The organism is Sulfurovum sp. (genome assembly GCF_015493435.1).
Classification (GTDB): Bacteria; Campylobacterota; Campylobacteria; order Campylobacterales; family Sulfurovaceae; genus Sulfurovum.
Map to the genome: position 1 here is coordinate 142,355 of NZ_WGDD01000054.1, position 19,577 is coordinate 161,931.

Genomic DNA, 19,577 nt, shown 5'->3' on the forward strand with positions numbered 1-19,577 from the left:
TATGTATGACAAAATCAATGAAAAATGATAATAATTTTATAGAAAGTAGAAGAAGCTTCCTTAAGGGAACCGCTTATTCTGTTGCAGGAGCAACACTGGCAGCGGGTGTTTTTGAAACGATCATTGAAACACCGGCAGCAGCAGAGGATAAAACATTCTCGGCTACACCCAAAACACTTTCATTCTATCCGCCGCTGGAACAGTGGGACAGTTTTAAAGAACTTGACGGAGATGACTGGAAAAGAGGCGGTACAGAAAGAAACGGCGTTAGAAGTGCAGACAATCCCAACGGGATCAAAGTCAATGAATATATGCTGGTTCCAACAGTATGCTCCAACTGTGAAGCACAGTGCGGATTGACTGCATGGGTCGAGATCGGTGAATATAAAAGAACAAAGAACCCGAAAGATCTTTTTGTCAGAAAATACATGGGGAACCCGCTGCATGCAGGGTCCCGCGGTAGAAACTGTGCCAAGGGATATGCTGCGGAAACGCAAATGTATGATCCGGACAGAATTCCTTTCCCTCTAAAAAGAGCTCCAGGCTCCAAAAGAGGTGAAGGAAAGTGGATCAGAACCAGCTGGGACGAAGCAATGGCGACCATCGGTAAAAAAATGCATGATACCCTTAAATCAGGAGATGAGATTTCCAGAAAATCTATCATGTATCATGTAGGCCGTCCGAACGAGAACGGTTTTGGCCACCGTATTCCGCATTCTCTTGGATGTGACGGATATGATTCCCACACGAACATCTGTTCTGCCGGTGCCCGTGAAGGTACGATCCAGTGGGCGAATGATGACAGGAACTCTCCGGACTGGGCAAATGCAAAACTGGTCTTCCTTCAGTCTTCCCACGCAGCGGATGCAGGACACTACTTCCAGCAGTCAGCAGGATTTATTGCCGATGCAAGAAGAAAAGGGGCAAAACTGGTCGTTATGGATCCGAGACTTTCCAACTCTGCGGGTATGGCGGATCTCTGGATTCCGACATGGCCGGGTACAGAAGCAGCGCTCTATCTTCACCTTGCGAACAGAATTCTAAATGAAACGGATCTGCACGGAAAACCGCTGGTAAACCATGCCTTCTTTAAAAACTGGGTCAACTGGGATCAGCTGATGACAGATAAAGAACAGCTGGCACTAATGGTTTCCAAAGGATATATGAAAAAAGTTCCTCAGGATGAAAGCTATGCAAGCTTTATTAAAATGCTTCAAGAGATCTATTCTCCCTACACGAAAGAATTCGTGATCAAAGAGTGTAGAATGGAAGGATATGGAGACAAGCTCGATGAACTGTTCGAAATGTTCATCGATGCGGGAGACCAGATATCTACTTTCCTCTGGAGAGCCGGTACGATCGGTCACAGAGGAAGCTGGATGAATACACGTGCAGGTTTCTTCCCTCTGGCACTTCGCGGTGCGCTTGCAGGAAATATCGGTGGTACAGGTATGCACCACTGGCATGTTGTTTCTGTCAACGGTAAAGGTGATGCGGCAACGGTAGCAGGAGAAAGACCTCCTCGTGTCGATGTATGGAACGAACTTGCATGGCCGCCTGAATATCCGCTCAGTACATTTGAAATGAGTCATATCTTGCCTCACCTGCTTCTTGACGACGAGTGGAGAGCAAAATGGAAAGCCAAAGGTTTGACAAAAATTCCTGAAAAACTGGCAGTATGGATCCCTCGTATGTACAACCCAGTCTGGATCAACCCGGACGGATTCAGATGGATCGAAGCACTGAAGCGTGAAGACAAAGTCGAATTGACATTCAACCTTTCCCCTATGTGGTCAGAAACAAACTGGTACTGTGACTATGTATTGCCGGTAGGTCTTGCGGGTGAGAGACACGACCAGTCTTCAGAACCGACGAAACCGGCAAAAATTATTGCATTTAAGAACCCTGCACTCAGGGTTGCACTTGAAAAACTTGGATGGAAACCGAAAGATCCGACACGTGCAACACTGGAAGCGCATATGACTGCCGGTCTCGGTGAGATTTGGGAAGAGATGGAATTCTGGATGAATATCATGGTTCACTATGTTGATCCGGACGGAGATCTCGGTGTCAAAAAATTCTGGGCATCCAAAGAAGATCCGTCAAGAGCGACAACGATACCTGAGTGGTATCAGGCTGCCTTTGAAAAAGTGCCGAATCTTAGAAAAGCGGCAAAAGCAGCGTATCCGCATTCGAAGTATCCAAACTTTGAGTTTATGAGAGACAGAGGAACATGGCTTGAAGAAGATCATATCTACAGACCTCAGGAGAGACCGCTCAAAAAAGTAGGAGACAAATATATCGCTCACGGTCATGAATATGATGAAAGTGATATTGAAAAAGACGAGTATGGTACACTGCTGGTTGAGGACCATGTCTTCGGCGGTATGAAGCCGATCGGTGTAGAGGTTGACGGAAAGATCGTACAGGGATGGCATACACTCAGCGGAAAACTGGAATTCTATTCCAAGTGGCTCGCAGAGTGGAAATGGCCTGAATACGCGATACCGATCTACCCAAGAAATGCGATAGAGCGCCAAAGAATGGTACACCTTGTTACACAGGTACACCATGATTTTATGGAAAAAGAGAATGAATTTGCGTTAAATACGGTATTCAGACTGCCGTACAACATTCATACGCGTTCTGCGAACTCGAAACACTTGATGGAGATCTCTCAGAACCACAACCCGGTTTGGATCAATACAGAAGATGCCAAAAAACTCGGTATCAAAAGAGGCGATGCTATCAAAGTGACTATTTCAGATACGGTTTCCGGTCTCGAGTCCGGCTACTTCATCGCAATGGCTGTGCCTACAGAAGGTTCTATGCATGGTGTCGTTCACTGTTCACACCATGCCGGAAGATGGAAACTCAAAAATGCGGTAGAAATCCCTGGCTTTAGACATAAGCTGGGTGTACTTGGACTCGGTGCACCGCTCTTCGATATGACGATGGATGGCAAAGTGGGTACCATGAAACCTAAAGAAGGTATCAAGGAAGGTATGTTGCTGCGTAGAGATACATGGCAGTTCAAAGAGTTCAATAAAGACCTTGACAATATCTGGTGGGACGGGCTTTCAGGTGCATGGCAGAATGCTGTGGCGCCTTCACATCCGGACCCAATCGGCGGTAATCATGCCTGGCATCAGAAAGTAAGCATTGAGCTTGCATCGAAAACGGACAAGATCGGTGATATTTGGGTCAATTATGACAATAACTTCAAAGTGTATCAGGCATGGAGGGACAAACTGACACGTCCTCTGGCCCGTGGTGACAAACTGAGAAGACCGGTACACATTAAAAGACCGGCTGTGCCATTGACACTCAAAGCGTACAGTGTAGATATTACCTGATAGGTATATGATACATATCGGCGGGCAGTTTGCCCGCCTTCCCCTGTGTATAGGATTTTCCAAATAATTTATGTTTTATTTAAGTCAAAATTATTTTGAAAGTGGTATAGTCACACCATAATAACGCAGGATGCTGTGGGAATACAGTACCCTACAAAAGGTTCAACACACGATGAATAGTATGAAACAGGAATTGGAAAACCGAAGTGCGCTTTATGCCTTGATCTCAAGACTGATGGTCACGGAAGTGGATGAAGCGTTTTTGGAGATCATTGAAAAAGAGGAGCAGTTCCTCTCCATGTTCCCCAATTATAAAAACTGGTCCAAGCGTGAAAAGTATACGCGAAAGGAATTGGTTGAGCAGTATTACAATGTCGACTATACCAGTCTCTTTTTAATGCATCTTGTACCGTATGAAAGTTTTTATGTCAGGGATGACCAAATGATCGACAGCGGCAAAGGCAATCCTGTGATCGAACTGTATGATGCACTGGACTTCAGGGTGGAACTTGAAAAAGCGAGAGTGGTCAGCGGCGATCATATAGGTGTGGAACTGGAGTTTATGTATATGCTCTGCAATGCACAGCTCAAAGCGCTTGAAGCAGAAGACAAAACAGGGATATGCGAACTTTTCCAGATACAGAAAGGGTTTATGAAGGACCACCTTCTTGAATGGGCACCGATGTTCCTCATCAATGCAAAAAGAGAATCGAGAACACCGCTGTACCATGACGGTGCCGAATTGGCACTGGAATTTCTATTGAGTGATTATGAATATATCACAGAGAAGCTCTCTGATTACTGTGAAGATATTGCGTAGCCTATGAAATTACATTTTGATGCAGCACGCTGCGTAAGGGCAGCCAGTAAGTTTTCCAACTGTACCAAGTGTGTTGATGCTGCTCCCCAAAGTATACAGATCACGGAGCAGCTGCCCGAATTTGCAAAAGCGACAGGGGTTGAAGCTTCTGCCTGTGTGGGTGCCTGTCCCACGGAAGCATTTGCCCTGAGCGGATTTTCGACTACAGAATTTTTCTTTACGTTTCTGGAATCCAAAGTACGTCTCATCTCTCCGAGGGTCAATGTACCGTGTATTTCCGTCCTGAGTGTGGAACATCTCATTTCACTGGCATTGGCAAGCGACGAGCCGGTAATGCTTGACCTGGCAGCCTATGAAGAGGGGACACTGCTTTTTGAACTCATTGAAGACCGCATTGAAGAAGCCAATTTTGTACTCTCTTCTTTTTCCGACAAAGCCCTGTTGACCAATCTTGATGATGTTCAAGACATACCTCATTCCGAGCATATCCGGAAGCAGGATGAAAAAGATGTAGCCTCCCGGCGGGAATTTTTGACAAGAACAACGTCTGTCAAAGAAGTGCTCAAGCAGAAAAAAGCTTTTGACGAAGCAGTCAATGCCGAGGAACTTCAGCATTTTGAGATCGATGATGCCATTGTGGCCAAGATCAGAAACAAACAGCTTCCGGACAAGCGCAAAATACTTTTCACAACACTGAAACGTGCGGAGGTGCCGGATACCTTTGAAGTCCTGGCGGAAGAAGATGTGAGTTTTGTTTCCCAGAAATATGTAGATGATCACTGTACCAACTGTCAGATCTGTTACCGCATCTGTCCTACGGGAGCACTTTCGTCGGACGGAAAGTTTTCTATGATCCATTTTGATGCGATGCTTTGCGTCAAGTGCCGTCTCTGCCATGATGCCTGTGAACCCGATGCGATCCACTTGCAAAAAGGTTTTGAAGTGAAAGAATTTTTTGAACCGACACAGCGTACACTGGCATCTTTTGATGTAAAGCGTTGTGATGAATGCGGGAACTACTTTACCTATAGCGGCGGAGAACAGATATGTCCAAGGTGTGCTGTTGAAGAGGAAGAAGCGGTCTTTCTGCATGAAAATGCCAAGAAAATGTTCGGAGAAAAAGAATGAGACCTGAAGAGATCAAACCTGATACCGGTCTGTGTACCATTCTGGGCTACAATGCCCAGACAGGATATATGCGCAGGTACTTCAACAAGATCATGAAGCAGCAGCATATCAATGCAACAGCGATCGCTTTGAATATCGGTGATGAACATTTTGACTTTACCATGAGCAGTGTGGGCCAGTCGAAAGTGGATAAAATGATGATAGAAAGAGAGTTCGCACAAAAGGCACTTGCCTACTGTGACGTGCTGAATGAAACGGCTCAAAGAGAGGGTCGTGTGGATTTTGTTGAAGTGGAAGAGGGAAAGGTCAAAGGCTATTGTCTGGATGATGAGGCTAAAGCACTGTTCGGGAAACCGGAATATCTGGATGACCAGATACTTTTTGTTGCCAAAACGATGCTGCTTGCTTCCCGCTGGTTCAATGCAAAAATCGATGTGGATGATATTCCACTGCTAATAGGAGAATAAGATGAGAGATATGGAAACACTGAGAAAAGAATTTGAGAACTTTACCCTGAACGAAGACGCATGTGCAGATGGTACATGCAGCAGTGACGAAGAGGTAGAGTTAAAGGATTATCCTTCCTATACGGAAGTGCTGTATGCCAAGCTTGTCGCACCGTATGTCAGCGGTGTCTATATATCACGCTGGGACATCAAGGATATTGCACTGGTTGCGGGAGAATCGATGGCGATCCATCCGCGTAAACGTATGTTCGAATTGTTGATGAAGTATGCGGCGGACAAAGAAAATATGGAACTTGTACTCGATGCGCTGGAGCAGCATATGGAAGACAAGATCCTGATCTATGAAGAGCTGATAAGCGATTTCCCTGCTTCTGCGGAAATATTTCAGCCCAAAATCGACAAAGCAAGAAAAACGATAAAACTCTTTCCCCAGATCATCAAAGAGTACTTCGATTAGCCGCTATTGCTCCATAGACAAAAGAAGGGGAAAGCTTCTGTTTGTCTAATTGCTTTTTACCCCTCTCTTGGCATCATATTCCCTGACATCATTTTTGAACTGATCCACTTCCTGATGGAGGAACTGGCTGTAGTGTCCCCGCATGACGACAACAGGCATACCGACTTTTGCCCACTTGAAAAGGGCTGAAATATCCTGTCTTCCCACATGGATGCATCCGTGTGACATGGCAGCGGTATGCCCCAGATGGAGTGCCTGTCCGTCAGGAGTGAACTGCACTTCGAAGTCCATGTTGTTAATACCGCTGGGGTCCGGGTGTGTTTTTGACATATGGAAACGTCTTTTGGCCAGGACATGGAAAAGATTGTTGTTGGTCTCATGACCGCCTACAGGTACAAATTTGCCGTTCTTCTCTTTCAAATGTCCGCCGCCGGCACCTGAAGAGATCTTCCCGTGCCACCAGATGGTACCGTCACGGTCAACTGCATATACCTGCCCGTCGCTGCCGGGTTCTCTTACTGAGACGACAAAGAAGTCCTTTCCGCTCAGGTCCACGATATGCGGATTCTGAAAATTGACATCGGTCAGTTCAAATTTCGTGGCACTGAGCGGTTTGATGTTCACACGGTGTTTTCTGTATGTCTGGGCCGTCAGTACACCGGTGAACAGCAGGAATGCCGTAAGCAAAAGTCGTATTGTTTTCATCATGGAAAATCCTCCTCAGAATGTAATCTAATTGATTTATGGTAGCAGGTCTGCGATTATGATTGAATGAGAAGAGACACAAAAGAGAGGGGATAATCATAAATTTATCATATGTCTGAACACTTTGTACCAAATATGATAATTCTCTATTTTCATATTGTTATTCAATCGTATCTCCGCTATAATTTAATCCAAATTATCAATGATCAAGAGGGAAAAAGATGATGCGTTTTACCAAAATTTCAATGTTGGCAGCCGGTACCTTGGCGGTATTTCTATTCTCCGGCTGTGTCAGTTCCGAGTCGAGTGTGGCACCGGGCATCGAAGATTTCGTTTACAGAGGACATGATTTCGGTCCGGACAGGGACAGTGATTACCGACGCGGGGTTATGGACGGATGCCGTACGACAGACGGGGACTATACCAAAGACCATGGACGCTTCAAGACGAATGAATCCTACCGTGCCGGCTGGGAGCATGGGCGTTTGCACTGCAAAGGAACATCCGTCCAATGAGATATATGATACAGGTTTTTGCAATACTTTTTCTGTCGTTGACGGTACTGTATGCTTCAGCGGATGATTTCAGAAAGATCCATGAAGAAGCGAACAGGGCTTTCAGCCAGGCTCTCTCAACGCAGATACGCAGCAGTGCCGGTTCCGCTTCCGGAGCCGTACAGCAAGTCTATGCAGCGATCGGCTACAAGCCGGTATGGGTAGATAAAGAATATCTCTCTTCTTTCAGCGTAATGTTTCTCGGGGAATTGAAGGATGACCTTGACCATGGGGCACTTCTGTCGCTGAAACAACCGTATGAGGCTGTCATCAAAATGAGTAAAGATCTCAGTGAATCCTCTTCCATGGAGAAAAAGCTGCAGGTCGAACGGGCGATGATGCAGCTCTATGTCGACTACATCGATGCCATTCTCAAAGGAACGGACAGTAGGCTCACGCCTGCCGTACTGTTGAAAGAATCCTTGAAAAGAGACAGCCTGGTACACAGTTTCAACCTTCTTGCCAGCGCACGTATTGAGAAACGGACACCGGTAATCAGGAAAAATGAACGTATCCTCGGCAGCAAGATCAGGATCGATGGGAACCTGACGAAAAAATTGACCAGAGGAAGTGACAAAGAGCGCCTGAAAGAAATGTATAAGTGTTTGGATTTTCATCCGGTCTGGGTAAGCGAAAAAGGACTTTCTTCGTATACCGAAGAATTGTTTCATACCATTGAAACAGACAGGATATTCGATCACAGCGGCCCGACCTACAGAACGTTTGAAAAGCTTAAATCCCTTCCGGTGCCCAAAACAAAAGAAGAGATCGTTGCCAGAGAATTTGCGATCGCCAAACTCTATCAGGACTATATGGGCTACCTGCTTTACGGCGCGATCGACTGGAAGAAGTTCAAACAAAAATTACGGAAAACCCATAAACACGGGGCATGGGACGTGCATGATGTGCTTCTTTCCCCTGAACTGCTCCTGATCGAATCGGTGCAGAAGAAAACGCTCAAACATGCATTTGAAAAAGTCAAACCGGCGTATCCCGGGTACGATGCCATGGTCAAGGCCCTTCGTACGTACAGAAAGATCGCGCAGGCAGGCGGCTGGCCCGAACTGCCTGACTTCAAGGACCTTAAACCGGGTATGCATTCGTCTGTAGTACCGCTGCTTCGTGAAAGACTGAAGATCGAAGGAGATTATGTACCGTGTGCCGGTATCGCTGCGAACAGTATACATTACGACAGCTGTCTGCTTGAAGCCGTGAAACGATTCCAGTCCCGGCACGGACTTGAAGCAGAAGGCTACATCGGAAAGATGACGCGTAAGGCACTGGCAGAAACGGCTGCACATAAATATGTCCGGCTCAGACTTAATCTTGCGCGTCTGAAATGGCTCAAACGTGATAACAGCCGTTACCATATTGTCGTGAATATCCCGGACTTTATGATCACTGTATATGATGAGTGGAAACCGATGGAAAAGATGCGTGTCGTTACCGGAAGAAAAGGACATGAAACACCTATTTTCTACAACAGGGTCAAACGGATCGTACTCAATCCGTACTGGCGTATCCCGCCGAGTATCATCCGTCATGAAACACTGCCGAAATTGAAAAAAGACCCGGGCTATACGAACAAAAAGCATATAGAGATCCATACCGGCTATTCCGAGCATTCTCCGCGGGTAAATCCGTATAAAGTCAACTGGCACAAATACGGCAGGAAACTGCCGCCCTATAAGTTTATGCAGTCTCCGGGTAATTTCAATGCCCTTGGAAAAGTAAAATTTCTTTTTCCCAACAGTTATTCCGTTTATATGCATGATACACCGGAGAAAGCACTTTTCAAAAGAGATATCCGTGCCTACAGCCATGGCTGTGTGAGGCTGGCCAGACCTATCGATATGCTGGCAGCTTTTGCGGAGATGGACAAGAAGGTAGATTTTGAAAAGGCAGAGAAGATCCTTGAAAAGAATAAAAAAACACCGATTCGTCTTTCCCGCTCCATACCCATAGATATGATCTATATTACCGCATGGGTCGACAAAACCGGAAAAGTACAGTTCAGGGATGATATCTACGGTTATGATGCACTTCAAATGGAAACAGCGAAATGGCTGCCTTCCCCGAAAGTGAAAGTCTCTTCTTCTCAGGAAAAAAATACCAAAGCATCATAGCGGCAACATGGCTTTTGGCTTATATTATAATATGATGACCTTACTGCAAGGGGCAGAGAATTTCGCTTTTATGGGGTAGTTCGCCGAAGTGGAAGATGACTGCGTATTTTATGTTTTCTAGTGTTAATATTTTTTTTGTATAATAGCATCATATCAAAATTATAAAGGTTGAAAATGTCAAAAGAATTATCATTTGAGGAAGCGTCACTGAATTATCATAGAGCCAAAGGCGAATTTGATACGAACGGGAAAACAGGAACACTTTTAACAAAACCGTGTAATACAGAAGAGGAACTTTCTATGGCATACAGTCCCGGTGTGGCATATCCTTGTCTCGAGATTGAAAAAGATGAAGAAAAAGCGTACGAGTACACCAATAAAGGCAACCTGGTTGCCGTTGTCAGTGATGGTACCGCAGTGCTTGGACTTGGCGATATAGGGCCTTTGGCCGGTAAACCGGTTATGGAAGGCAAAGGGGTTCTTTTTAAATCTTTTGCAAATGTAGATGCAGTTGACATTGAACTTAATACCAAAGATACAGAAGAAATTATCAAGATCGTTGCGGCTATGGCTGACAGTTTTGGCGGTATCAATCTCGAAGATATTTCAGCACCAAGATGTTTTGAGATCGAAGATAGACTTAAAGAGATCTGTAATGTGCCTGTATTCCACGATGATCAGCACGGAACAGCCGTGATTACAACAGCAGGGCTCATCAATGTACTTGAGATGAGTGGTAAAAAAGCAGAAGATTTAAAAGTGGTTGTTATTGGTGCCGGTGCCTCTGGTATCGCATGTGCCTCTATGTACAAAAGACTTGGTGTAAAAAATATTACCATGCTTGACTCTAAAGGTGTCATTCACAGTGGTAGAGATGACCTCAATAAACAAAAACAAATGTTTGCATTTGATACAGAAGACAGAACACTTGAAGATGCGATGAAAGGTGCCGATATGGTACTTGGTCTTTCCGGTGCTGACCTTATTGACCCTGAGTGGGTAAAAACAATGAGTGATACAAGCCCAATTATTTTTGCCTGTGCAAACCCAAATCCTGAGATCAAGCCGCCACTTGCAAAAGAGGCACGTCCGGATGTTATCATCGGAACAGGAAGAAGTGACTATCCCAACCAGGTCAACAATGTACTCGGATTCCCGCAAATCTTCCGCGGGGCACTGGATGTAAGAGCGACAAAAATTACAGAAAATATGAAAATGGCAGCTTCAAGAGCATTGGCTTCACTTGCAAAAGAGACAGTTCCTGATAGCGTTAAAAAAGCACATGGTCGTGAGACAATGGAATTCGGAACAGAGTACATCATCCCTTCTCCTTTTGACAGAAGAGTACTTGTCTATGTTGCTTCAGCCGTAGCGCAGGCAGCAGTGGAAGACGGTGTGGCACGGATAAAAGAGTTTGACATCGATGCCTACAGAGAGAAGCTTCAGCATTTGGCTGAGCATCTGGACGGCAAACACTAAAATCATATGAATCTAACCTCCTACCTCGATTTGTATGCGCTGCTGGACAAGAAGAGCGGCAGCCGCGAGGAGAGGCGGGCTTTCGGATTGGAACATGAAAATCTCAAAGAAAAACCTCTGCAGCAGCTGCTACTCTGGACAAAGGAATACCGAGGGCGTTTGAAACGGCCTCGCCTAAGTGAAAAGATAGGCAGCTATCTTTACGGTATTACCCTGACATTGGGCATAATCGCTTTTTTACTCGGCCTTTTTTCGGGTATTGCACTGTTGAATTACAGCGGACATGAACCGGTCAATGTCGTCTATTTTATGGCTATGGTCATTCTGCTTCCTCTTCTTACGATGGCTCTGGCCCTCATTTCGATGTTCCGTGCCGGTGCTTCACGCAGTTTTCTGGTACATCTTTCTCCTGCCTACTGGATGGAAAAAATAATACGTCTTTTCCCCGGATCGGTCAAAAAAACCTTCGATGAGGTACAAATCAATCCGGCCATTGTGAACTGGCTTATAATTAAACGTTCCCAAATGCTTGCGCTGATCTTCTCTGCCGGGCTGCTTCTGGCGCTTCTGGGTATGGTAGTGACCAAAGATATCGCTTTTGCGTGGAGTACCACACTGCATATTGCCCCGCAGGAATTCCATCGTATGCTTGAAACAGTTGCACTGCCGTGGAAAGGACTTTTCCCTTCTGCCGTCCCTTCATTAAGCCTGATAGAGCAGAGCCAGTATTTTCGGCTCGGAGAAAAACTGAATCCAGAGATGGTAAAACATGCTTCACAGCTTGGTGAATGGTGGAAATTTCTTGCCTGTGCCACACTTTTTTATGCCATTATCCTGCGTTTTTGTATGTGGCTGCTTTCCGTTGCCGGATACAGACGGATACTGAAGCGCTCTTTTTTCAACCTTGACGGATCGGAAAAACTTTTAAGAGAAATGAATGAACCTGTCATTACCACATCTTCATCGAAACGTGAACCGGCGTTTGAATCAGAAGGAAAGCATTACAGCAGAGAAATAAACGTCTTTAACGATGCCTATGACAGAACCCTTGGATGGGCAATGTCAGAAGATGACCTGAAAGTTCTGAATGATGCAATGGGCGTCATTTCCCCGATGATGGAAGATGTGGGAGGTACCAACAGTCTTGAAGAAGACAGGAAGATCGTTTCCCGGACGGAAGGATCGGTGCTGCTTTATGTCAAAGCCTGGGAACCGCCCACGATGGATTTTGTTGATTTTCTCGAAGACTTGGCAAAAACAGCCGACACGATCACTGTGGCACCTGTGGGGATGCGCGAAGAAGCTTATCTTCCCGGAAACAGGGAACTTGCCGTATGGGGCAGAAAGCTTCAAAATCTGGGAGAGAAGAAAGTATGGTTGAAAATATGACCGGTTTGCATCCGAAATTTGCTGTGGTAGGGCACCCGAACAAGGGTAAAAGCAGCATTGTTTCCACACTGGCATTCGATGACTCTGTACAGATTTCCGATACTCCGGGTACCACGACGAAAAAGCGCAGTTTTCCGCTCACGGTTGACGGAAGAGTGGTCTATGAGCTTTTTGATACACCCGGTTTTCAGCGGGCACGCTCTGTCCTTTCCTGGCTTCAGCAGCACGAAGTGACTGCGGACAAACGGCCTGAAACGGTGCGGGCCTTTATCGGTGAACACCGGGAAAATCCCCGCTATAACGATGAAATAGAACTGCTTGAGCCCATTATGGACGGTGCCGGTATTATTTACGTGGTGGACGGTTCCAAGCCCTACGGGGAAGAGTATGAAGCAGAAATGGAAATACTGCGCTGGACAGGACAGCCTTCTATGGCGCTGATCAACCTTATTGACGATACGAATTATGTCGAGGAGTGGAAACGGGCGTTGGGGCAGTACTTCAAAATGGTGCGTCTTTTTAACCCGATGAAAGCGACTTTCCCTCAGCACCTCTCCCTGCTTCAGAGTATTGCGCAGCTCAAAGAGGAGTGGATCGGGCCGGTCAGCGAATCCATAGAACTCTTCAAGACGTACCACGAACAAATGTTTGAACAGACTGCGCAGAGCATTACACATTTGCTGTACAGGTCACTTTCCCATGTGGAAAGGCTTCCGCTCAGGACAGAAGAGGCTACAGAAGCAGAGAAAATACTGGTATTCGAACGCTATAAAGCAAAACTCAGAACCTTTGAAGAAGTCTCACAGCACAGAGTGGAACAGGTCTGGCACCATGAAAATCTTGAAAAAGCACAGCAGGCACTTCTTTTTGACGGGATGGATCTTTTCTCCAAAGAGAGTGCCTCGCTCTTTGGACTGAGCAGAAAAGAACTGCTGATCACCGGTACAACCGGCGGTGCGGTGACGGGTGCGGGAATCGACCTACTCCTGGGCGGCGCTACACTCTTTCTCGGTTCTGCCATCGGTGCGGTCGTAGGCGGTACAAGTGCTTTTTTCGGCTTCAGCGAACTTTCGGATGTTAAAGTGCTTGGACAGAAACTGGGAAAACGCTACCTGGAGACTGGGCCGATGAAGAATGTGAATTTCCCCTATATTCTGCTGAACCGTGCCCTGTTCCATGCTGTCAAAATAGCCGGCAGGTCACATGCGCTCAGAGACAAAGTTATGCTTGAAATGGGACGGGATTTTACAGACAGATGGATGGATGATGCGCTTCGCAAGTCTTTGGACAAATGCCACAAGGCATTCCGTTCGGGGAATGAGGTTAAACCCGAAGTATTGAAAACGTATGAATCTCTGGTAAAAACAGTGCTGAAACGTTTGGTGCAGTAAGCAGATTGACTCCCTGTATTGTTTCAGATATAATTATCCTATATTAAAAAAGGATAATAGATGCTAAAAGTCGGTATATCAGATATTAGTAAAAATCCGTCTCTTTTTGACAAACTTGATGATTTGGCGGAAGTTGTGAATAAAAAGACCAATCAGGTAAAAGGTGTTTTTATTCCCCGTGCCTATCTTTCTTCTTTTGAAAAAGTATTTGAAGAGATTGAATATCAAAAATTTGTTAAACGAAATGCTTCTCTCAAAAATACGTTGGATCTTGGCTGATCGGGATGCTCTGCCTTAAAAGAGTTTTTCTATCCCCATCATAACCACCACCGCTAAAAAACCGCCGGCGATTCCGGCAACAATATCATCCATCATGACACCCAGACCGCCTTTGAGCTCTCTGTCTATCCAACCTATGGTGGAAGGTTTCCATATATTGAAAAGTCTGAAGGAAGCGAAACTCAGTATGATGGCTGAAATATCCGCATAGGGGAAATGCATGGTCGCCGCTACGGAAGAGGCGATCATCAGACTCAGCCACATCCCTGCCGCCTCGTCAATAACAATTTCCTGCGGGTTGTGAATGCCTGTGTTGTCTTCATATTTGTTGATTTCGAGAATACCGATAACGGTAACGGCAAGGGTAAGCATGAAAAGGGTTTCCGTCCCGAGATAGTGAAGTATGAGTACCCCCGCCGCGAGTGCGGCAAGGGTACCGACCGTCTCCGGTGCTTTGGTACTTAGGCCGATACCGAAGAAAGTGAGAAAAAGTTTCTGTAGTGTCATGCATGACCTCGCTGTTTTATTTTTCATATTTTATCAAAGTTTTATACTTTTTTACATCTTATGCTATAATTCAACCCAAATAACCTATAAGACATAAGCATGAAAACCAATAAACTACGACTGGGTATGCAGCTGGTAAGTACCCTTCCTCCGATCCTTTTTATCCTCATTTATGCCCATAATAACTCTATTTACATGCTTCTGGCCGCGGTATTGGCAGGTTTGCTGGGGATCAACCTCTACCGGTACCGGCACAATGTTGCGCTTATCCGGTATTCACTCCTCTCCATACTGCTTGTCAGTTTTCTGCTGTATGCTTTTCACGGTCTTGGCAGCAAAGAAGCTCCGCAAACGTTTGAAACGTTGAAACGGGGCAATATTGCTACATTCGATTTTGGAAAACCTGTACACATAGACAAAATGTGCTATTACATAGGCATTGACAAAAATGTCAAATTTGTGCTTAGCGGTATTGACCGGAAAAGATGGCAGAAAATATATGAGTACAAAGAGAATTTCCCTTTTTCTTTCCGCTGGAGATGTGTCAAGGAAAATGCCACTGTATCCAAAGCGCGTCTGTTTGTCACTAAAAATGAAATGATGCTGGGCGAAGTCCGTTTTATGGACAAGGGAAGGACCATCCCTTTCACCTCCAACAAAACATCGCTGAATGATGAACAGAATCTGGCCATTGATACAAGCTATTTCGGCGGAATGTTCTTTGATGAAATCTATCACAGCAGAACAGCGTATGAGATACTGCACGGTATGCAGGTGTATGAGACGACCCATCCCTATCTGGGTAAATATCTGATCATTCCGGGTATAGAGTTTTTTGGAATGACACCGTTCGGCTGGCGTTTTACCAATGTTCTTTTTGCTGCAGCATTTATCTGGATGATGTATTATTTTGCCCTGCAGCTTTTTAGAAAACGTCTTTATGCTTTTTCTGCAGCTTTTCTGCTTACCTACAGTTTTATGCACCTCACCCAGTCACGCATTGGGCTCATAGATACTTTCGGTGTCTTTTTCGTGTTCGTTTCCTACTATTTTCTCTACCGTTTCATCCGGCAGCAGAAACTTTCGCTTCTCCTGTGGAGCGGTTTCTTCTTCGGCCTGGCAAGTGCCGTGAAATGGGCGGCTGTATTTGCCGCACTGGGCTTCATTTTTATTGCGGTCTACCTGCTGATCAGCCGTTATCCGCTTGAAAAACGTTTTTCCGGGTACCGCTTGCTGCTGTACGGTATTTTGAGTTACGGTATCATTGCCGGGGCAGTCTATTTTGTCTCTTTTTTCGATATTTATCTTCAAACGGGAAGCTGGCATAAGATCATCGATTACCAGTTCAGTATGTACGATTACCATACCAGACTGGTCGCTACCCATCCGTACAGTTCGCCATGGTGGAGCTGGCCGATCGATTTTAGACCTATGTGCTACACAAGGGAAATCCACGGTACGCTGTTCAGGTCGGTAACGGCGTTTGGGAACCCCGCTATTTTCTGGGTGGGAACCGTGTCTCTCTTTTATATGATCTATGCCGCGGTGAGACGAAATACGCTGGAAGCCTCTTTCATACTGCTTGCTTTTTTAGGTTTGTACCTTCCCTATATTTTTGTAGGGCGGCTGATGTTCATTTACCATTTTTACTATGCCGTGCCGTTCATGATGCTTGCCATTGTCTATATGTTGAGAGATGCAGCGCGGTCTTTCCCGAAATACCGCCAATACTATTTGGTGTATCTGGCATTGACCGCTCTGCTGTTTTTGGCCTTCTACCCGGTACTGAGCGGATACGAAGTACCAAAGGTCTATGTGGACTACAGCTTGAAATGGTTTCCGGGCTGGTGGCTATGAAGAGAATGTCATTAGGTCAATACAATCATACAATATGGGGATGCGACTTCAGTCGCTGCTCCAAAAACCTTAGTTAAACGATAAAGGAGTCAGCGCAATGAAACTGGGCATAGTCATACCCTGCTACAATGAAGAAGAGGGCCTGGGTGAAACGAGCAGACGTCTACAGGTACTGCTCGATGAAATGATCCAAACCGGTGAAATCGACAAAGAGAGTTTTGTCTGTTACGTCGATGACGGCAGCAAAGATGGAACGTGGCAGCTTATAGAACAGTTTCAAAAAGAATCACCGTATTTTAAGGGTATCAAGCTTTCACGGAATTTTGGGCACCAGAATGCACTGATCGCCGGATTGATGCAGCTTAAAGATACTGCCGATGCACTTATTTCCATGGATGCAGACCTTCAGGATGACATCAATGTGGTCAGGGAGTTTGTGCAAAAATACAAAGAGGGCTACGATGTTGTCTACGGTGTCAGGGAAGACCGGTCCAAAGATACGAAGTTCAAAAGGGGAACGGCGGAATTCTTTTACACATTTCAGCATTTCATGGGCATCGAAACCATTCACAACCATGCAGACTACAGACTGTTAAGCCGTAAAGCACTCGATGCGCTTGCACAGTTCAAAGAGGTGGACCTGTTTCTGCGCGGTATTGTTCCGCTCCTGGGCTTTCGTTCCTGTTCTGTCTATTATACACGCGCAGAACGCTTTGCCGGGGAGACCAAGTATCCGCTTAAAAAGATGATCTTCTTTGCGCTGGACGGCATAGCTTCTTTTTCCATTATGCCGCTACGGCTTATTACAATGGTAGGTTTCATACTTTTTATGTTTTCCCTGCTTGCCATTTTTTGGATTGCCATCGAAAAACTTTTTTTTGACAGTACGGTACAGGGCTGGGCTTCTACCATGATCTCCATCTATCTCATAGGGGGCATACAAATCATGAGTCTGGGGATCATCGGTGAGTATGTCGGGCGGAATTTTCAGCAAAGCAAAGCCCGTCCGCGATACATCATCGACAAAGAGATATAGTGCCGGTCAAAACACTCAAACAGTTCGTTACCTACAATCTTGTAGGTATTGTCAATACCCTTTTTGGCTTTTCCATCATTTTTGTACTGATGTTCGCTGGCGTCGGGGCAACATCGAGCAATGCCGTCGGGTATGCGCTTGGTGCACTGCTTTCCTACATACTCAATAAAAAATATACTTTCGGCGGGGTCAAGCACAGCACACTGCTCGCGGTAAAATTCTTTTCCGTTCTCTTCATCGCCTATCTTCTGAACCTTTTTACTCTCCAGTGGCTTCTTGGCATGATGAACCCCTATCTGGCACAGATAGGCGCAGGGGCTGTCTATACGCTCAGTTCTTTTCTGCTTGCAAAATTTATGGTTTTCAAGGTATAAAGATGAAAAGAAATATTTGGATGAAACCACTCCTGCTTCTTTTGTCATTCTGTCTCGGATTGGGATATTACTACTTCATAAATCTGAAGCCTATCGATATCAAACATTCATACAGCACGGCAAGCGCTTTTTCATTTAGCATTGACGCAAAGACAGCCCACACAGCCAAGCTGCAGATAGCGGCAGGCAATTTTAAACTGAAGCGCATTGAGTGTGCCGGAAAGAAGATCTTTTTCCCCTATAAAAAAGTGCAATGGTTCCGGGATATGGCCGAAGAGGGTACCTTCCCCCTGAAAAAAGGAAGCAATGTATGCCGTGTGGAGGTATACAATTTTCATCGTCCCTATACCCCTGTTGTCAAACAAAAACTCACTTATTTTGACTATACGCTCCTTTTTATTTTTATGGGTATTCCGCTCTATACGCTCCTTTTTTACCTGTTGACAGGGGGGCTTGATCTTCTGAAAAAAAAGAATGGCCCTGCAGCACCTGCCTCTGTAGAGAAAAGAGCATCGGCGATGCAGACATTTCCCAAATGGATACTGGGCATACTTCTTGCCGGAGCGCTCATACGGGTACTGTACTTTCACAAGTTCGGTGTCATGCTTTTTCAGCATGACTGGCAGGGGCACATAGAGTTCATCAAGTACATTTCGGCCCACTGGTCGCTCCCTCTGCCTTCCAAAGGTTTGGAGTATCCGCAGCAGCCGCTTTACTATCTTATCACGGGCGGCATAGACACACTGTTGACCAGGTTTGGACTGGCGCAGAAAGATGTATGGTTCGGCATAGGCTATTTTTCCCTGTTGTGCTCTTTTGTTTTTCTCTATTACAGTTACCGTTTTATGGCGCTGATGACACAAAATGAGTGGGTGAGGGGAATCGCGGTGCTTTTTGTCTCCCTAACACCTTCCCTGGTCTATATGTCTGCCCGCATTAACAACGATGTACTGGTCATGGCGCTTTCAGCTTTCTCTTTGTATTACGTGGTGAAAAGTTACCGCAGTGGGTTCGGGAAAGATTTCTACACAGCGCTTCTCGGTGTCAGCCTTCTTTTTATGACGAAGATATCTACCGTACCGATGGAGGTGCTTTTGTTCATTCTTTTGATCGTTGCCTATGCAGGAGCAGGGGAGCGTGAGCGGAAGCAGACGGGGAGGGCCCTTTACCTTTTTGGTGTTACAGGGCTGTTCCTGCTCGGTATGACACTGCTGCGGGTCTATATGCCCGCTGAAGGCATCCTGCACATGGTCAACAGCAGCGGCCATTACCCTGGGCAGAGCATCACAGCTTTGGGAGTGGACTATTTCGGTACCTTCCATTTCGGTACACTTTTTGAGGCAGGCTGCAGCCATGTTTTCGGGCAAGACCCCATACGTTTCTCTTTCCTGACCTACCAGTACGGCACTATGTTCTTCGGAGAGTTCGATTACAGTTATTTCCTGAACAAAAGTACCTGGCTGCACCCTGTCATGCAGGCAGTACTGCTGCTCGGCCTGCTTTTTGTACTGGGTTTCGCCGGATACATCGTCAGGCTCTACCGTGCATCGCTGCTTGACAAACTGCTTTTTGCCACCCTGCTGCTGAACCTGCTGCTCATCTTGAAATTCATGTTCGACTACCCTTCGGTCTGCAACACGGACTTCCGTTAC

Annotated in this window: 17 protein-coding genes; 15 read left to right on the top strand and 2 right to left on the bottom strand. The window is 45.8% G+C overall.

Annotated elements, in window-relative coordinates:
* Positions 1 to 5: 5 nt before the first annotated feature.
* The 5 genes from F8L24_RS09980 (at position 6) to F8L24_RS10000 (ending at position 6,228) form a co-directional block, all read left to right on the top strand.
* Positions 6 to 3,356 (top strand): molybdopterin-dependent oxidoreductase, encoded by a 3,351-nt coding sequence (locus tag F8L24_RS09980; protein WP_294955218.1) that lies wholly within the window; start codon positions 6 to 8, stop codon positions 3,354 to 3,356.
* Positions 3,357 to 3,528: 172 nt separating this feature from the next.
* Positions 3,529 to 4,176, top strand: coding sequence for a molecular chaperone TorD family protein (locus F8L24_RS09985; protein ID WP_294955220.1), 648 nt, complete (start codon positions 3,529 to 3,531; stop codon positions 4,174 to 4,176).
* A gap of 3 nt (positions 4,177 to 4,179) precedes the next feature.
* Complete coding sequence (locus F8L24_RS09990; protein WP_294955222.1) at positions 4,180 to 5,304, top strand: 4Fe-4S binding protein; 1,125 nt, start codon at positions 4,180 to 4,182, stop codon at positions 5,302 to 5,304.
* Positions 5,301 to 5,771: a hypothetical protein gene (locus F8L24_RS09995; RefSeq protein ID WP_294955224.1), complete on the top strand. Its 471-nt coding sequence runs from the start codon at positions 5,301 to 5,303 to the stop codon at positions 5,769 to 5,771. The genes F8L24_RS09990 and F8L24_RS09995 overlap by 4 nt, the downstream gene beginning before the upstream one ends.
* Position 5,772: 1 nt before the next feature.
* Positions 5,773 to 6,228: a hypothetical protein gene (locus tag F8L24_RS10000; protein WP_294955227.1), complete on the top strand. Its 456-nt coding sequence runs from the start codon at positions 5,773 to 5,775 to the stop codon at positions 6,226 to 6,228.
* Positions 6,229 to 6,273: 45 nt separating this feature from the next.
* On the opposite strand, the gene F8L24_RS10005 is transcribed toward F8L24_RS10000, so the two are convergent.
* The gene (locus F8L24_RS10005) at positions 6,274 to 6,936 is read right to left on the bottom strand and encodes a L,D-transpeptidase (RefSeq protein WP_294955229.1); all 663 of its coding nucleotides are present in this window, start codon (positions 6,934 to 6,936) and stop codon (positions 6,274 to 6,276) included.
* Positions 6,937 to 7,154: 218 nt separating this feature from the next.
* Here F8L24_RS10005 and F8L24_RS10010 point away from each other — a divergent pair, with 218 nt between their 5' ends.
* From F8L24_RS10010 to F8L24_RS10035, 6 genes are all read left to right on the top strand, one after another.
* Positions 7,155 to 7,448, top strand: coding sequence for a hypothetical protein (locus F8L24_RS10010; RefSeq protein WP_294955231.1), 294 nt, complete (start codon positions 7,155 to 7,157; stop codon positions 7,446 to 7,448).
* The gene (locus tag F8L24_RS10015; RefSeq protein WP_294955233.1) at positions 7,445 to 9,613 is read left to right on the top strand and encodes a L,D-transpeptidase family protein; all 2,169 of its coding nucleotides are present in this window, start codon (positions 7,445 to 7,447) and stop codon (positions 9,611 to 9,613) included. The genes F8L24_RS10010 and F8L24_RS10015 overlap by 4 nt, the downstream gene beginning before the upstream one ends.
* Before the next feature lie 174 nt (positions 9,614 to 9,787).
* Positions 9,788 to 11,092 carry a malic enzyme-like NAD(P)-binding protein gene (locus tag F8L24_RS10020; protein WP_294955235.1) on the top strand — a complete coding sequence of 435 codons (1,305 nt, stop codon included), beginning with the start codon at positions 9,788 to 9,790 and terminating at the stop codon, positions 11,090 to 11,092.
* 6 nt (positions 11,093 to 11,098) lie between these two features.
* Complete coding sequence (locus F8L24_RS10025; RefSeq protein ID WP_294955236.1) at positions 11,099 to 12,481, top strand: DUF2868 domain-containing protein; 1,383 nt, start codon at positions 11,099 to 11,101, stop codon at positions 12,479 to 12,481.
* The gene (locus F8L24_RS10030; protein ID WP_294955238.1) at positions 12,466 to 13,872 is read left to right on the top strand and encodes a DUF3482 domain-containing protein; all 1,407 of its coding nucleotides are present in this window, start codon (positions 12,466 to 12,468) and stop codon (positions 13,870 to 13,872) included. The genes F8L24_RS10025 and F8L24_RS10030 overlap by 16 nt, the downstream gene beginning before the upstream one ends.
* 60 nt (positions 13,873 to 13,932) lie before the next feature.
* Positions 13,933 to 14,151: a hypothetical protein gene (locus F8L24_RS10035; RefSeq protein WP_294955240.1), complete on the top strand. Its 219-nt coding sequence runs from the start codon at positions 13,933 to 13,935 to the stop codon at positions 14,149 to 14,151.
* Between the two features lie 15 nt (positions 14,152 to 14,166).
* Here F8L24_RS10035 and F8L24_RS10040 read toward each other — a convergent pair whose 3' ends face one another.
* A complete protein-coding gene (locus F8L24_RS10040) occupies positions 14,167 to 14,658 on the bottom strand; it encodes a phosphatidylglycerophosphatase A (protein WP_294955243.1) in 492 nt (163 codons plus the stop codon).
* 99 nt (positions 14,659 to 14,757) lie between these two features.
* Here F8L24_RS10040 and F8L24_RS10045 point away from each other — a divergent pair, with 99 nt between their 5' ends.
* The 4 genes from F8L24_RS10045 to F8L24_RS10060 all read left to right on the top strand — a co-directional run.
* Positions 14,758 to 16,515 carry a glycosyltransferase family 39 protein gene (locus F8L24_RS10045; RefSeq protein WP_294955245.1) on the top strand — a complete coding sequence of 586 codons (1,758 nt, stop codon included), beginning with the start codon at positions 14,758 to 14,760 and terminating at the stop codon, positions 16,513 to 16,515.
* Between the two features lie 97 nt (positions 16,516 to 16,612).
* The gene (locus F8L24_RS10050; protein ID WP_294955247.1) at positions 16,613 to 17,551 is read left to right on the top strand and encodes a glycosyltransferase family 2 protein; all 939 of its coding nucleotides are present in this window, start codon (positions 16,613 to 16,615) and stop codon (positions 17,549 to 17,551) included.
* Positions 17,551 to 17,925, top strand: a complete 375-nt coding sequence (locus tag F8L24_RS10055) for a GtrA family protein (protein ID WP_294955249.1) — start codon at positions 17,551 to 17,553, stop codon at positions 17,923 to 17,925. Before F8L24_RS10050 ends, F8L24_RS10055 begins: the two co-directional genes overlap by 1 nt.
* A 2-nt stretch (positions 17,926 to 17,927) precedes the next feature.
* Positions 17,928 to 19,577 (top strand): glycosyltransferase family 39 protein (locus tag F8L24_RS10060; protein WP_294955251.1); only part of this gene is annotated, 1,650 nt, incomplete at its 3' end.